This is a genomic window from Pyxidicoccus sp. M15 (genome assembly GCF_056858435.1).
Genome location: NZ_CM166495.1, coordinates 2,715,333 through 2,729,812 on the forward strand (window position 1 = coordinate 2,715,333; position 14,480 = coordinate 2,729,812).

Consider the following 14,480-nt stretch of genomic DNA (forward strand, 5'->3'; position numbering starts at 1 on the left):
CAGAGGGTTGTGACGCACGGAGTCTGGTGCCCTGCCGGGCGCGCGCGAAACCGACCCCCGGGGTCAGGGGTTCTCGGAGCAACAGGATGAACGCGGCTCTGTCGGGTGCTGGACGGGGGCCCTGCCGCATCGTGTGAGCCCGTGACACACGCGCGGAGCGGGGGCCCTGTCGCGCTCACTCCCCGCGCAGCACGCCCGAGGCGAGCGCCGCGTCCAGCGCGCGCTGCATGGCGGTGCTCATGCCGAGCGCGGAGGCCTCTTCGGGGGTGCACCAGCGCAGCTCCTGGAAGGCGGGCGTATGCGTGGGGCGCCGGGGGCCGGACACGCGGAGCAGGCGCAGCGTGAGGTCCCGGTGGGTGAGCTGCCGCTTTACCGTGCCGAGCGCGCCCTCGAGCTTCATCTCCGTGCCCAGCGCCGCAGCGAGCCGCGTGGTGGCGTCGGTGGCCGGAAGGTCTTCGTCCACCTCGGCGGCGGGCAGCTCCCACAGGCCGCCGAAGAGGCCCGAGTCCGCGCGACGGGCGAAGAGGAGGGTGCCCGCGTGCGGCCACACGGCCAGGGCCAGCGTCAGCTTCCTGGGCGCGGCGCGCACCTTCGCGGGAGGCAGCTCGTCCACGCGGCCCTTGCGGAAGGCCTGGCATGCGTCGCGCACGGGGCACAGCAGGCACAGCGGGCTCTCCGGACGGCACACGGTGGCCCCGTGCTCCATGAGGGCCTGGTTGAAGTCACCGGGCCGCTCGCCCTTCACCAGCGCGGTGGCGAGCGCCCACAGCGTGGCCTCGCGCTCGCGGTCTCCGGGGAGTCCTTCCACCTCGAACAGGCGCGACAGCACGCGCGCGACGTTGCCGTCGACGAGGGGGGCTTCCTCGCCAAAGGCGATGGAGGCCACCGCGCCCGCGGTGTAGCGGCCGAAGCCGGGCAGGGTGAGCAACTCCGCGGCGGTGGCGGGCAGCCGGCCGCCGAAGCGCGACACCACCTCCTGCGCGGCGCGGTGCAGGTTGCGGGCGCGGCTGTAGTAGCCCAGCCCCTTCCACCCGGCGAGCACGTCGTCCAGCGGCGCGGCGGCCAGTGCGAGCGCCGTGGGGAAGCGCGCGAGGAAGCGCTCCCAGTAGGGAATCACCGTCGACACCTGCGTCTGCTGGAGCATGACCTCGCTCAGCCAGATGGCATACGAGTCTCTCGTGCGGCGCCACGGCAAGTCCCGCTTGTTGCGGTCGTACCAGCCGAGCAGCGGGCCGCGCACGGCGGCGAGGTGCTCGGGGCCCGGCACGGCGATGGGCGCGGCGGAGGCGGTGCGCTTCGCGCGGCGGGCCGGGCTCGCGGCGACTTCCGCCACCGTCGTTGCACGGGGACGCTTCGCGCGCGGCTTCGGGCCCGGGGAGGCAGGTGTTTCGGAGGCCGGTGCCTGCTCGGACCCGGCCCGCTTCGTACGGGGACGGCGCGGGCTCATGCGTCCTTCCCGGGCTGGCGTGCATCGGCCGCCAGACGGCGGGCGACGCGGTCGAACAGGCCGGGCACCCACCGGTTGGCCAGCACCATGACGCGGCCGGGGAGGGTGAGCACGGTGTCGCGGCGCCCGCGCAGGCTGGCGCGCACCATGGCGGTGGCGACCTCCTCGGCGGACATGGCCTTCAGCGGAATGGCGTCCTGCTTCCAGCCCTCCGCGTGGAGGCGGTTCTCCCGGAACTCGCTCTCGGTGAGCCCGGGCGAGACGAGCAGCACGCGGATGCCCTCGGCGGCCAGCTCCGCGCGCAGCGACTCGGTCATCGCATTCACGGCGGCCTTGGACGCGCAGTAGCCGCCCAGCATCGGCAGGCCCCGGTGGCCCAGCACCGAGCTGACGTTGACCACCTGGGCCCCCGGGCGCTTGCGCAGCAGCGGCAGCGCCGCGCGCGTCACCCGCCACAGGGCGAACACGTTCAGCTCGAAGACCTGCCGCAGCTGCGCCTCGCTGATCGCCTCCAGCGGGCCATAGAGCCCCTGGCCGGCGTTGTTGACGAGCACGTCCAGGCCCCCGAAGGCGGCCTGCGTTTCGCGCACCAGGTGCTCCACGTCCTCGCCGCGAGTCACGTCGCACCGCACCGGCAGTGCCATCACTCCGAGTGACGTCACTTCACGGGCCGCGTCCTCCAGCTCCGCCAGCCGCCGCGCCGCCAGCACCACGTCGGCCCCGGCCGCCGCATACCGTTTCGCCGCCGCCCGCCCGATGCCCGCGGAAGCCCCGGTAATGAGGACCGTTCGGCCCTTCAAGGGTTGGGTCTTCATGCGGCGCGCACCTTACCCGCAAGGTTCGGCGGCCCAAGTGTCTTTCGGCGCGAGGCGGGCGCTCGTTTCCTCGCTCGCCCCCCTGCGGGAGGGCTAGGATGCGCCGCCTCCATGCGGCGTCCCACCCTCAGCAACGACTTCTCCTGGTCCAAGAGCCGGCACGAGAAGTTCTCCGAGTGCCTCCGTGCGTACTACCTCTACTACTACCGCTCCTGGGGCGGGTGGGAGGCGGACGCGGCGAAGGACGTGCGGGAGCTGTACGTGCTGAAGAAGCTGGCCAACCGCTTCAGTTGGGCGGGCAGCGTGGTGCACGAGAGCATCAAGGACGTGCTGCTCGACTGGCAGGCGGGGCGCGTGGTGGACCCGGCGACGGTGGAGGCGCGGGCGCGCAAGCTGATGCAGGACGACTTCCGGCACTCGCGCGGCAAGGCGTACTGGAACCAGAAGTACCGCAAGCAGTTCACCGGCCTGGTCGAGCACGAGTACGGCGACGGGGTGCCGGACGATGCGTGGAAGCAGAACTGGGAGACGGTGCGCGGGGCGCTCGCGTGGTTCTTCGCGTCGCGCTGGCCGCAGATTGCGCGGGGGCTGAAGCCGCAGCAGTGGCTGGAGGTGGATGCCGGCTTCGACTTCGCGCACTTCACCCTGGACGGCATCAAGGTCTTCGCGATTCCCGACTTCGCCTTCGTGGACGCGGAAGGCACCACGGTGGTGGTGGACTGGAAGACGGGCAAGGCGCGGGACGGGTACGACGAGCAGGTGCTCGGCTACGCGCTCTACGTGTCGCAGCGCTACCGCGTCCCGGTGGAGAAGGTGCGCGCCTCGCTGGTGTACCTCAACGAGGGCAAGGAGCAGGACGTGACGGTGGACCCGGCGGCGATGGAGTCCTTCCGCCGCCACTTCGACGGGAGCGTGGCGAAGATGCGCGCGCTCCTGAAGGACGTGGCCACCAACACGCCGCTGGACGCGTCCTCCTTCCCGCCCACGGAGGAGCTGTCCTCCTGCTCGCGCTGCGTCTTCCGCCGCCCCTGCGGGCGCGAGGCCGCCGTGGCGGAGCTCCAGGCCCAGCGCCAGCAGCAGGTGGCCTGAAGCGGCGCGCGCTACCGCGCCGAGGCCAGCCGCCGCACCACCACGCCGGCCGCGTTCATGCCGAAGCACGACGTGACGAAGGCCACGCTGCCGTCAATCTGCGTGCGGTGGTCGCAGGTGTGGAACTCGTTGTCCTGCGGGCACACGCAGAGGAAGCCGTCGGTGGCGTCGTCGTACTGGAGCGTCACCGGCATGCGGCGCGCTTCGATGGAGTAGACGGCGGTGATGCCGGTGTGCCGGTCCGTCTCCACGGCGTACTTGCGCTTGAGCAGCTTGCGGATGTCCTTGGCGAACGGGTCCATGTGCGTCTCGGAGAGGTCCTCCACGCGGATGGCCGTCGGGTCCAGCCGGCCCGCGGCGCCCATGGAGCTAACCACCGGGAGGCCCAGCGTCACGCAGCGGTGCAGCAGGTGCAGCTTCGCCTTCACGTTGTCGATGGCGTCCACCACGAAGTCGTACTGGCCGGCCTGCAGCATCTGCTCGGCCACCTCCTCGCGGTAGAACTCGCGCACCGCCTCCACCTTCGCCTGCGGATTGATGTCCTGGCAGCGCTGGCCCATCAGCTCCGCCTTGCTCTTGCCCACGCTCTTCACCGTCGCGTGGAGCTGGCGGTTGGTGTTGGTGACGCAGACGTCGTCATGGTCCACCAGCGTCAGGTGACCGACGCCGCTGCGCACGAGCCCCTCAGCCGCGTAGCTGCCCACGCCGCCCAGGCCGAACACCACCACGCGCGCGTTGGCCAGCCGCTCCATCGCGTTGTCGCCCAGCAGCCGGCCGGTCCGGTCGAAGCGCCGGGAGAGCTTGAAGGGGCGGGCGAGCGAGTTGTCCCCCTTCGCCTGTGCGGCCGGGGCGGCGGGCGGGGACTGGTTCTCAGGGGTGGTCGAAGGGAGCGGCTGCGGGTTCATGGCGGTCCTCTATAACGCGACGCTCGCCTACCGCGAAGGCAGGGGGAAAGCTTCCCGGAACAGCCTACGCGCGTTCTCGGTCGTCTGCTGGGCGACCACCTCGACAGGCTCTCCCCGGACGCGGGCCATGGCTTCGATGATGCGGGGCAGGTAGCCGGGCTCGGAGCGCTGTCCCCGGTGGGGCGTGGGCGCCTGGTCCGGCGCGTCCGTCTCCGCCATCAGCCGCTCCAGGGGGATGGCGCGCAGCGCATCCAGCGGCTTGCGCGCCTCCGCCCACGTGACGGGGCCGGCGAAGGAGAAGTGGCAGCCCTTCTGGAGGTAGAAGCGCGCCAGGTCCACGCCGCCGCTGTAGCTGTGCATGAGCACGCCCGCCTCGGGCAGCTGCTCCTGCTTGAGCAGCTCGATGAGCGCGGGGTGCAGCCGGTGGCAGTGCATCAGCACCGGCAGCCCGTACTTGCGCGCGAGCGCCAGGTGCCGCTTCAGCACCGCCACCTGCCGCTCCAGCGACGCACCGGGGATGGAGGGGCCGTCCAGCCCACACTCGCCCACGGCCACCGCTCCGCCCCGGGCGAGCAGCGCGTCGAGCTGCTCGAGCACTGCCTCGTCCTCCTCGGGAGGCATCTCCGGCAGCAGCTGCGGGTGGATGCCCAGGCCCACCTGGAGACGCGCGTCCTGGCGCGACAGCGCGAGCAGGGGCTCCCAGTCATGCGGGCCGACGCCGGGAATCACGATGCCGTGGAGGCCCGCGGCCCAGGCGCGCTCGAGCACGTCGGGGCGGTCGGGGTCGAAGCGGGTCGCATCCAGGTGGCAGTGGGTGTCTATCATTGAGCACGCAGCGGAGAGGGCCGTTCAATCAGGAACATGGCCTGCGATTCCCGCGCACCAAAGCCCGCGCGGAGAGGAGCCGTGAAGCTATACGCGGCCCCCTGGTTCTTCGGAGGGTCTTTATGACCAAACGTGTCGTTGTCAGCGCGCTGTGCTGCGCGCTGTGGGTGCTCACGACGGGCTGTGGTGATGAGTGTAGCGATGCGTTCGACTGCCGTAACGACAACGGGCAGCCCGCGGCCGGTCAGGAGTGGCTCTGCAACTCGGACAACAAGTGCGAGCAGCGCCCGGTGTCGCAGCCTCCCCCGCCGGACGCGGGCACGGGTGACGAGGACGCGGGCACGGACGAGGACGCGGGCACCGACGCGGGCACGGATGTGGACGCCGGCACCGACGCGGGCACGGACGTGGACGCCGGCAGCGACGCGGGCAGCATGAGCGTGCCCAAGGGCGGGGCCTGCGTTTCCTCCATGGACTGTCTGCCGGGCCTGCGCTGCGAGGGGACGCCGTCCCAGTGCCAGGCCATGCACGTGGCGGTCTCCACCCGGTTGGACGCGGACGGGGGCTACGTGGCCGTGGCCATGCGCTACGACACGCCCGGGATGGTTCCCCTGACGGGCGCCGACGCGAGCAGCCGCTACCCGCGCTGGGGCCCGGGAGGCTCCAGGATTGCGTTCGTCCAGGATGCGATTGAGACGGGCAAGAACAGCGACAATGTCGCGGGGGAGTTGGTCGTGCGCGACATCCCCCTCGTCGCGGACCAGGCGACGGTGCTCGCGGATGGCGGCACCGGCAGCACCGAGAGCTTCCGCTACATGGAGTGGGAGCCGGGTGCCTCCATCCTCTACGTCCGCAGGACGGGCAGCAGCACGTCGGGCATCTCGTCGGTGCCGACGGACGGTGGCGCGGTGGTGGAGGCCACCGAGAACGGCACGTTCCCGGACTGGGCCAGCGACGGAACGACGTTCGCGTTCAGCGTGGCCACCGAGGGCCTGAAGACGTCGACGGTGGGCGGCACGGCCACGTCCATCGCCGCCTCGGGTGGCACCGCGGAGCAGCCGTACTACAACCGGGCCAACAACCAGCTGCTCTTCCTCAGGGCGGATGCGACGAAGCCCGGGGACTTCAACACCGAGCTCTTCGTGATTCCCGTCTCTGGCGGCACGGTGCAGACGATTGCGGCCTTCACCACCGAGCCCGTCACCGATCCCCCGCCGGGGGGCTCCATCGATTCGTACATCGCCAATCCCGCCTGGTCGCCGGACGGCTCGATGGTCGCCTACGTGCGGGCCTACTACTCGAACCGTCAAGGGGGCGCGCCGGAGCTCTGCGGCAACGCCTCGAACGCGCTGTGCCCGACCCGGCCCGGCAACGTCATCTACACCCGGCGCATCAACCCGCAGACGGGCGCGGGCGCGGCGGACGAGGCCTCCTTCGTCGAAGGCGGCACGCTCCCGTCCTTCTCTCCGGATGGCCGCTTCCTGGCCTACGTGAAGGGCGGTCAGCTCTACGTCCAGCAGATAGACCCCGCCACGGGACGGGCGGCCGCGGGCGTGGACGCCATCGTCCACCCGAAGGGCGGCTACACCATCCAGACCGGCGCCGGCGACGACCACCGTCCGCGCTGGCAGCCCAAGTAGCCGTCCCAGGTTCCTGAGGTCCTGAAGCACGAGGCCCGCGTCCCGCCACCGAGCGGGGCGCGGGCCTTCGTCTGTCCACCCGAAGGCGGACAGCGCCGTGGCCACCGGGCCGCGAACCCGTGCGCCCGCGGACGCACCGCGGCGTCAGGAGCTCGGTGAGGTGTCTGGAAGGGAGTGCCCACCCGGGAGCGCCGGCATCCGCAAGGCCCGGGCGGCGACTGGAGGGTGAGCGGGAACGCGACATCCCTCCCGCCCGCGTCCCATCATCCGGGAGCGGCAGGAGGGGGATGGAGGGGGGGGCTACCCCTCCAGGATGATTCGGCGCCCCAGCGCCCGGGTCATCTGCGGCGAAGTCACCAGCTCCAGGACCTCTCCCAGCTCCCCGCCGGAGGTGTCGAAGGCCGCCGCGATGACTTCTCCCACGGTGAGGTGGGCCTTCTCCGCCACTGCCCGGGCCCGCTGGGCGGTCCGCCGCAGCGACGGCATCACCCTTCGTCCCTGCCGGGTGAGCGTCCCGCTCTTGCGTGTCGTCCTCTTGACCATGTGTTCCTCCCACCACGTCGTGCTGAACGGGTGAGTACACTTGGGGTCTGACATATGCAGACGGAGTGCCAATGGCCTGGCTACCCGCCCGGTGTGCCATGGCGCACTTTTCCCCAGTCGGATAGCGGGTTTCCGCGACACGCACGGTGAAATCGCGGGGTGCCCTCCAGGGTGGTGTTCCGTTCTGTCGAGTTTTTTCGTTCAGTCGGGCTCGCAATCTCTACGTTTCGTTCAACAGTCAAGGTTCCGTCACCTGCCGAAAAGCGTCCATGGGGCAGGTCGCCATGGCCCCACTGTCACCCGTCCTTCTCGCCCCCCAGGGTCATGCTCCCCAGTGGGATTCGAGGCCGCCCTGACGCGGAAGTCGCGTTGCGGTAAGGGAGGCTCGCCATGAACGTCCAGGTCCTCTTCCACGACAGCTGCTTCGACGGTGCCGCCAGCGCGGCCGTCTTCTCGCGCTTCTACCGGGAGCGCGTCCGCCCGGACGCGGCCTTCCGGTACCTGGGGCTCGCGCACAAGCCGGGGGCGGAGGGCATCGACCCGGCCGTCTTCACCGGCGAGGAGAACGTCATCGTCGACTTCCGCTACAGCCAGGACGCGCGGCTGACGTGGTGGTTCGACCACCATGTCTCGGCCTTCCAGCAGCCCGGTGACGAGGCCCACTTCCGCGCGGACACCAGCGGCCGCAAGTTCCACGACGCGCACCGCAAGAGCTGCACGAAGTACCTGGCGGACGTGGCGCGCGAGCGCTTCGGCTGGGACGCCTCGCCCCTGGCGGACCTCATCCACTGGGCGGAAATCATCGACGGCGCGCAGTTCCCCACGCCGCAGATGGCGGTGGCCCTGGAGGAGCCCGCGCTGCGCATCATGACGGTGCTGGAGGCCAACAAGGACCCGGCGCTCATCCCCGAGGTCATCCGCCGCATGCAGTCCGAGTCGCTGGCGGCCATCGCCGCCTCGCCGCTCATCGCCACGCCCCTGGCCCCGCTGCTGGAGCGCCACCGCGGCCACATCGACCTGGTGCGCGCCAAGGCCCGCTACGAGCGCGGCGTCGTCTTCTTCGACCTCGTGGACGAGGGCGTGGACAGCCTCAACAAGTTCATCGCCTACGCCCTCTACCCGGACGCGCGCTACACGCTGTGGGTGGGCAGGGGCGCCTCGCGGGCGAAGGTGTCGCTCGGCTCCAACCCGTGGAAGCCCGAGCTGCGCCAGCACGACCTGGCCGCCATCGCCGGCCGCTACGGCGGGGGAGGGCACCCCGTCGTCGCCGCCGCCAGCTTCAAGGCGGACCAGTCGGACAAGGCCCGCGCCGCGTACGCCGAAATCCTCGCGGAGCTGTCCACCGCGGGCTGACCCGGGCTTCCGGGGATGTCGCCAGGCGGGCGGGCATGCACGTCCCCGCTTCACGCCCACGGGGTGATGCCGTACCCTGGCGGCCCATGTCGCGGCGCGGTCTGCTCGCCCTCTGTCTCCTCCTGTCTGCCTGCAAGCGGAACGCCCCGGCCCCGGCGGTGCCGGACGCGGGCGCTCCCTCCCTGTCCGCCGTGGGCGCCTCCGTCGCGCCGGGCCCGGGCGCCCAGGGCTCCCCAGGCTCCGGAAGTGCTCCCGTCATGACGCCCGGGGACGCCACCCACCGGGTGCAGCCGCTCGCCGTCTGCCGCGCGGAGGGCACGGCCCCGCTGGACGCGGCCCGCCGCTATTTCGACGACGGCCGCTTCGAGGAGGCCCTGTCCTGCGCCGCGCAGGCCGCCGCCCTGGAGCCGGACCTCGCCGCCGCCCATGCCGAGCGCGGCGTGGCGCTCGCCGCCCTCGGCCGCGAGCCCGAGGCACAGCTCGCCTACGCGCGCGCGCTCGCCATCGACCCGGGAGACGCGGACGCGCTGCTCGGCTCGGCGCACCTGTACGCCGTGCAGCTGCCCTCCACCCGCGAGCGCGACGAATTGGGCGCCCTGTACGCCGAGCGCGGCCTGTCCCAGCCCGGCACGCCGCCGGAGCTGGTGCCGCACCTGGCGCTGGTGGCGGCCATGGCCTTCAACGACCTCGGCCAGTCCGAGGAGGCCCTCGCGCGCGCCGCCATCGTCCTGGCCCGCGAGCCGGGCAGCAGGGAGGCCCTCTACGAGCGCGCCCTCGCCCTCTTCGAGCTGTGCCGCTTCGCGGAGGCCCGGACGGCGTTCTCCGCGCTGGTGGACGACGAGGAGCGCGCCGCGCACGCCTACCAGCACCTGGGGCTGCTGATGGAGCGCGAGGGGAAGTGGAAGCTGGCGCAGGCGCACTTCGAGAAGGCCCGGCAGCTGGCGCCGGACGACTTCCCCGCGCCGCCCCTGCCCTCGGAGGCGGACTTCCGCGCCGAGGTGACGCGCGCCGTGGCCGCGCTGCCCGCCGACATGCGGGGCGACCTGGAGGGCGTGCCCGTCACCGCGGAGGAGCTGCCCGCGGACGGAGACCTGCTGGCCAACCAGCCCCCGCTGTCGCCGACGATTCTGGGCCTCTTCCGGGGCCCTCCGCTGGGCGAGCCCTGCGACGGCACCGAGACGCCGTGCCGCTCCGTGGTGCTCTACCGGCGCAACCTCGCGCGCGCGGTGCGGACGTCCGAGGAGCTGCGCGAGCAGATTCGCGTGACGTTGCTGCATGAAATCGGGCACCTTCGCGGCGAGGACGATGAAGAGCTGGCCGCGCGCGGCCTGGAGTGAAAAGCCCGATGCCCCCCCATGCAGCGCTCCCCGTCGCGCGCACCACCCCCAAGGGCGCGAAGTCGCTCCGCCACGGCAACCCCTGGCTGTACCGCACCGAGCTGGCCGCCCCGCCCGACGTGAAGGGCGCCGGCGCGGTGGTGCTGGTGGTGGACTCGCAGGGCAACCCCATTGGCCAGGCGCTCTACGCCCGCCGCTCGCCGCTGGCGCTGCGCCTGCTCACGCGCAAGGGCCCCGCCGAGGAGCCGGTGGATGACGCCTTCTTCCGCCGCCGGCTGGAGGCCTCGCTTCTGCGCCGCTCGCCACTGTCCGGCCGCGACGGCCTGCGCCTGGTGCACGGCGAGGCGGACCTCTTGCCCGGCCTCTTCGTGGACCGCTACGGCGCGGGCCTCACGCTCCAGACGCTCTCCGAGGGCATGGATGCGCGCAAGGAGTCGCTGGCGCGCATGCTGGTGGATCTCACCGGCGCCACCCATGTCGTGGCCCGGGACGACGGCTCCGGCCGCGACTTCGAGGGCCTGCCCCGCGAGGCGCGCCTGCTCCACGGCGAGGGCGACGCGCGCTTCACGTACCACGAGGGCCCGAGCCGCTTCGACGTGGACCTCCTCGGGGACATGAAGACGGGCGCCTTCCTGGACCAGGTGGACAACCACCTGCGCGCCGGGGAGCTGGCGCGCGGCGAGGGGCTGGACCTCTTCAGCTACCACGGCGGCTTCGCCCTCTCGCTCTCGCGCAACTGCACCTCGGTGCTCGCGGTGGAGCAGGACGCGAAGGCCGCCGCGCGCGCGAAGGCCAACGCCGAGGCCAACGGCCGCGCCAACGTCACCGTGGAGAACGCCAACGCCTTCGACGTGCTGCGCCGCTTCGACACGGAGGGGCGCCGCTTCGACACCATCGTCCTGGACCCGCCCGGCCTCGCCAAGCGCCGCGAGGGCCTGGCCACCGCGCTGCGCGCCTACCACGAGCTGAACCTGCGCGCCTTCCGCTGCCTCAAGCCGGACGGGCTGCTCGTCACCTGCTCCTGCTCCGGCAAGCTGGACCGCGCGGGCTTCGAGGAGATGGTGCTCGCGGCCGCCGCGGACGCGAAGCGGCCGGTGCAGATTCTGGAGCGCCGCGGCGCCGGGCTGGACCACCCGGTGCTCGGCGGCCTGCTGGAGACCGAGTACCTCAAGGCCCTCTACGTCAGGGCCCTGTAGCCCTGGCGGCCTTGGGGCCGCTACGGCAGCCCCAGCTCCTTCTTCAGCCGGCCCACGACCTTGAAGTACTCCGTCCGGGGGAAGGGGACGTTGAGGATGTGGAAGTCCTTCTTGGCCAGGCCCACGCAGCCGAAGCAGTAGTTGCAGTCCTGCAGGTTGCGGCTGAGCACCAGGTACGCGCTGCTGGTGCAGTTCTCGCTCTGCACGCAGTAGGCGCACGCGTGGCAGCTCTTGCACTCCACGCAGTGCGAGCAGTTGTTGCACAGCTCGCACCGGGTGCAGTGGGTGCACTGGAAGCAGCTGTCGCAGTCCTTGCAGAACATGCAGTTGGCGCAGCGCTGGCAGCCCTCGCACGCGTAGGAGCCGGGGTTGCCCGGGTCCTGCGCGTAGCTCTTGGCCAGCTTCTGGAACTGCTCCAGGAACTCCCGCTTGCCCAACGTGGCCACCACCGCGCGCGCGGCCTTCTCCTCCGCGAGCGGGTCCACCTTGTCGGGCCGCGTTCCTTTCTCCTTCACCACCAGGGACACTCCTTGCCCATGTCGGGTTTCATTGCAGCCGGGCCAGCCCGGCCAGGTCGATGCCTCGCGCCACCCGCCGCACCTCCACGGTGCCGGGGAAGCCCCGGCTGGTGACGGCCACCACGAAGCGGTCCCCCACCAGGAGGTTCGCCTCGGCCAGCGACTCCTCCGCGTCGTACCTCACGAAGCCCACGGCGTCGTCCCAGTGGATGGGCGCCGCCGGGTCGCTCGGTGCCTTGCCCTTCGCCCGGTCCGCGGCCTCGCGGATGGCCTGGCCAATCTTCCCGCCCATCGTGGTGTCCACGATGCGCACCTTCACCTCTCGGCCCTCACCTCGCGTGTAGAGCCGCTCGGCCTCGGAGACGGACACCTCGCCGTACTTCCCCGTGGAGCCCTGGGTGCGTCCCACGGTGAAGCCGTCCAGCGCTTCGGGCAGGAAGGGCGCCAGCTGCTTGAAGTACACGCAGGGCGCGCTCGCCGCCGGGACGGACGGTGTCACCTCCGCCGGAGCGCTGGCGTTGTCCATGCAACCCGCGCCCACGCCGAGCGCGAGAAAAACGGCGGAGAGCCGGAGGAAGGGGTCGCGCACGGACGAATCAAAGGGTATCCCTGGCCCGCGCGCAATGGACCTCTCGAAGCTCAACCCTCCGCAGCGCGAGGCCGTGGTCACCCTCCAGGGGCCGCTCCTCGTGCTGGCGGGCGCCGGCAGCGGCAAGACTCGCGTCATCACCCACCGCATCGTCCACCTGCTCAACGAGCGGCCGGGCCACCTCATGGCCCGCAACGTCCTCGCCGTCACCTTCACCAACAAGGCGGCGACCGAGATGAAGGAGCGCCTGGTCCACATGGCGGGCCCGCGTGCGCAGGGGGTGCTGGTGTGCACCTTCCACGCCTTCGGTGCGGAGGTCCTCCGCGAGGACATCCACCGCCTGGGGTGGCCCAAGAAGTTCGCCATCGCGGACATGGGCGACCAGCTCGCCAACATCCGCCGCGCCATGCGCGAGCACAAAATCGACGACCGCGCCTTCGACGCGCGCAAGGTGCTCACGCTCATCTCCAAGGCGAAGAACTCGGGCAAGACGCCCGAGCCCAAGCCCGAGGGCATCGGCGACGACTACGACCTCATCACCCACCTCGTCTACCCGGACTACCAGCTCGCGCTGAAGGCGCAGGGCTCGGTGGACTTCGACGACCTGCTGCTGCTGCCCGCGCGCCTGCTGCGCGAGTTCCCGGACCTCTACGCCAAGTACACGCGGCGCTTCCGCTACCTGCTGGTGGACGAGTTCCAGGACACCAACATCGCCCAGCTGGAGCTGCTCAAGCTGCTGGCCGGCGAGCAGCGCAACGTGTGCGCGGTGGGTGACGACGACCAGTGCATCTACTCGTGGCGCGGCGCCGAGGTGCGCAACATCCTCGACTTCGACCGCTTCTTCCCGGGAGGCAAGGAGGTGCGGCTGGAGCAGAACTACCGCTCCGTCCAGACGGTGCTGGACGCGGCCAACGCCGTCATCGCCAGGAATCCCGAGCGCAAGGCCAAGCAGATGTGGACCGACCGCGCGGGGGGGCCGAAGGTGAAGGTGGTCAGCTGCCCCAACGACGAGGAGGAGGCCCGCTTCGTCGCGCACGAAATCCAGAAGCACATGGCCCTGGGCATCCCCGCGGACGACATCGCCGTGCTCTACCGCACCAACGGCCAGTCACACCCGATTGAGGAGATGCTGCGCGAGAAGAGCATCCCCTACGAGGTGGTGGGCGGCAGCGAGTTCTTCGACCGGCGCGAGGTGAAGGACGTCATCGCGTACTTCAAGGTCATCGTGAACAAGCTGGACGAAATCTCGCTCCTGCGCATCGTCAATGTGCCGTCACGCGGCATCGGTGACGTGACCATGGAGCGGCTCGCCGTCCATGCCCGCGGCGAGGGCGTCACGCTGTGGACGGTGATGCGCAAGGCCGACCAGTACGAGGATTTGCCGCCCGGCGCCGGGGGCAAGGTGCTCGAGTTCGTGGAGATGATCGAGCGCTACCGCGCCGCGTACGAGTACGGCCAGCTCGCCACGGCCACGCGCAAGCTGCTGGAGGAGATTGGCTTCGCCGAGGCCACGCGCGCCCACGCCACGTCCTCCACCATCGCGGACAAGAAGCTCAAGAGCGTGGACATGGTCATCAACTCGCTGGAGAACTTCGAGAAGCGAGAGGGCCCCAAGGCCAGCCTCCTCACCTACCTCAACCGCCTGAGCCTGGACACGCGCCAGGAGGAGGAGGAGGTGCCCGGGGGCAACCGCCGCGTCACCCTGATGACGGTGCACGCCTCCAAGGGCCTGGAGTACCGGCTCGTCTTCTTCATCGGCATGGAGGAGGACCTGATGCCCCACGGGGGCATGCAGGGCGAGCCGCAGAACCTCGAGGAGGAGCGGCGCCTGTGCTACGTGGGCATCACCCGCGCCAAGGAGGTGCTCTACCTCACCCGCGCCAACGTCCGGACCAAGCGCGGCAAGGACGTGCCCCGCACCCCGTCCCGCTTCCTGGAGGACCTCCCCCCGGAAGTCGTGGAGAAGGTGGACATGGAAGCACCGCGTCAAGGCCCTGCCACCCCGGAGGAGAAGAACTTCTTCGCCAACCTCAAGGAGCGCTTCAAGAAGCCCCAGCCGGGGGGCGCCGGGCCGGCCCCCGGGAGGCCCGCGGGGCCCTCGGGAGGGGCGGGCGGGTAGGGGAGCGCCCCCCGGGGGCCCCGCCCATGTGACGCCCGGAGGAGGGCGGGGCGGGGAATCCGGACGGGGGGAGCGGAGCGACCTTGACTTGATCCTCCGCACCC

The 14,480-nt window shown here is 71.3% G+C and carries 13 protein-coding genes; 6 read left to right on the forward strand and 7 right to left on the reverse strand.

The features are described 5' to 3' along the window. Positions 1-175: 175 nt before the first annotated feature. Complete coding sequence (mutY, locus tag ACX9TP_RS10980; protein ID WP_482979662.1) at positions 176-1,447, reverse strand: A/G-specific adenine glycosylase; 1,272 nt, start codon at positions 1,445-1,447, stop codon at positions 176-178. Further along, positions 1,444-2,262, reverse strand: a complete 819-nt coding sequence (locus tag ACX9TP_RS10985) for an SDR family oxidoreductase (protein ID WP_482979663.1) — start codon at positions 2,260-2,262, stop codon at positions 1,444-1,446. The genes mutY and ACX9TP_RS10985 overlap by 4 nt, the downstream gene beginning before the upstream one ends. A gap of 111 nt (positions 2,263-2,373) precedes the next feature. Between ACX9TP_RS10985 and ACX9TP_RS10990 the strand changes: the two genes are divergently transcribed. Beyond that, positions 2,374-3,351, forward strand: coding sequence for a PD-(D/E)XK nuclease family protein (locus tag ACX9TP_RS10990; protein WP_482979664.1), 978 nt, complete (start codon positions 2,374-2,376; stop codon positions 3,349-3,351). An 11-nt stretch (positions 3,352-3,362) separates the two neighbouring features. Here ACX9TP_RS10990 and ACX9TP_RS10995 read toward each other — a convergent pair whose 3' ends face one another. Then, the gene (locus ACX9TP_RS10995) at positions 3,363-4,256 is read right to left on the reverse strand and encodes a tRNA threonylcarbamoyladenosine dehydratase (protein WP_482979665.1); all 894 of its coding nucleotides are present in this window, start codon (positions 4,254-4,256) and stop codon (positions 3,363-3,365) included. Between the two features lie 27 nt (positions 4,257-4,283). Further along, the gene (locus ACX9TP_RS11000; RefSeq protein ID WP_482979666.1) at positions 4,284-5,081 is read right to left on the reverse strand and encodes a TatD family hydrolase; all 798 of its coding nucleotides are present in this window, start codon (positions 5,079-5,081) and stop codon (positions 4,284-4,286) included. Between the two features lie 122 nt (positions 5,082-5,203). Here ACX9TP_RS11000 and ACX9TP_RS11005 point away from each other — a divergent pair, with 122 nt between their 5' ends. After that, positions 5,204-6,721: a TolB family protein gene (locus tag ACX9TP_RS11005; protein WP_482979667.1), complete on the forward strand. Its 1,518-nt coding sequence runs from the start codon at positions 5,204-5,206 to the stop codon at positions 6,719-6,721. Positions 6,722-7,021: 300 nt separating this feature from the next. Here the strand turns inward: ACX9TP_RS11005 and ACX9TP_RS11010 are convergent, their stop codons facing one another. Then, complete coding sequence (locus tag ACX9TP_RS11010; RefSeq protein WP_482979668.1) at positions 7,022-7,264, reverse strand: hypothetical protein; 243 nt, start codon at positions 7,262-7,264, stop codon at positions 7,022-7,024. A 390-nt stretch (positions 7,265-7,654) separates the two neighbouring features. Here ACX9TP_RS11010 and ACX9TP_RS11015 point away from each other — a divergent pair, with 390 nt between their 5' ends. The 3 genes from ACX9TP_RS11015 to ACX9TP_RS11025 all read left to right on the forward strand — a co-directional run bounded on the left by ACX9TP_RS11015 (position 7,655) and on the right by ACX9TP_RS11025 (position 11,150). Beyond that, entirely contained in the window at positions 7,655-8,617 is a 963-nt protein-coding gene (locus ACX9TP_RS11015) for a hypothetical protein (RefSeq protein ID WP_482979669.1), read from the forward strand. A gap of 86 nt (positions 8,618-8,703) precedes the next feature. Next, positions 8,704-9,954 carry a metallopeptidase family protein gene (locus ACX9TP_RS11020; RefSeq protein WP_482979670.1) on the forward strand — a complete coding sequence of 417 codons (1,251 nt, stop codon included), beginning with the start codon at positions 8,704-8,706 and terminating at the stop codon, positions 9,952-9,954. 8 nt (positions 9,955-9,962) lie between these two features. Beyond that, complete coding sequence (locus tag ACX9TP_RS11025) at positions 9,963-11,150, forward strand: class I SAM-dependent rRNA methyltransferase (protein WP_482979671.1); 1,188 nt, start codon at positions 9,963-9,965, stop codon at positions 11,148-11,150. A gap of 20 nt (positions 11,151-11,170) precedes the next feature. Here ACX9TP_RS11025 and ACX9TP_RS11030 read toward each other — a convergent pair whose 3' ends face one another. After that, positions 11,171-11,668, reverse strand: a complete 498-nt coding sequence (locus ACX9TP_RS11030) for a caib/baif family protein (protein ID WP_482979672.1) — start codon at positions 11,666-11,668, stop codon at positions 11,171-11,173. A 28-nt stretch (positions 11,669-11,696) separates the two neighbouring features. Continuing rightward, the gene (locus ACX9TP_RS11035) at positions 11,697-12,167 is read right to left on the reverse strand and encodes a hypothetical protein (RefSeq protein WP_482982150.1); all 471 of its coding nucleotides are present in this window, start codon (positions 12,165-12,167) and stop codon (positions 11,697-11,699) included. Between the two features lie 124 nt (positions 12,168-12,291). Here ACX9TP_RS11035 and ACX9TP_RS11040 point away from each other — a divergent pair, with 124 nt between their 5' ends. Beyond that, positions 12,292-14,376, forward strand: coding sequence for an ATP-dependent helicase (locus tag ACX9TP_RS11040; RefSeq protein ID WP_482979673.1), 2,085 nt, complete (start codon positions 12,292-12,294; stop codon positions 14,374-14,376). Positions 14,377-14,480: the final 104 nt, after the last annotated feature.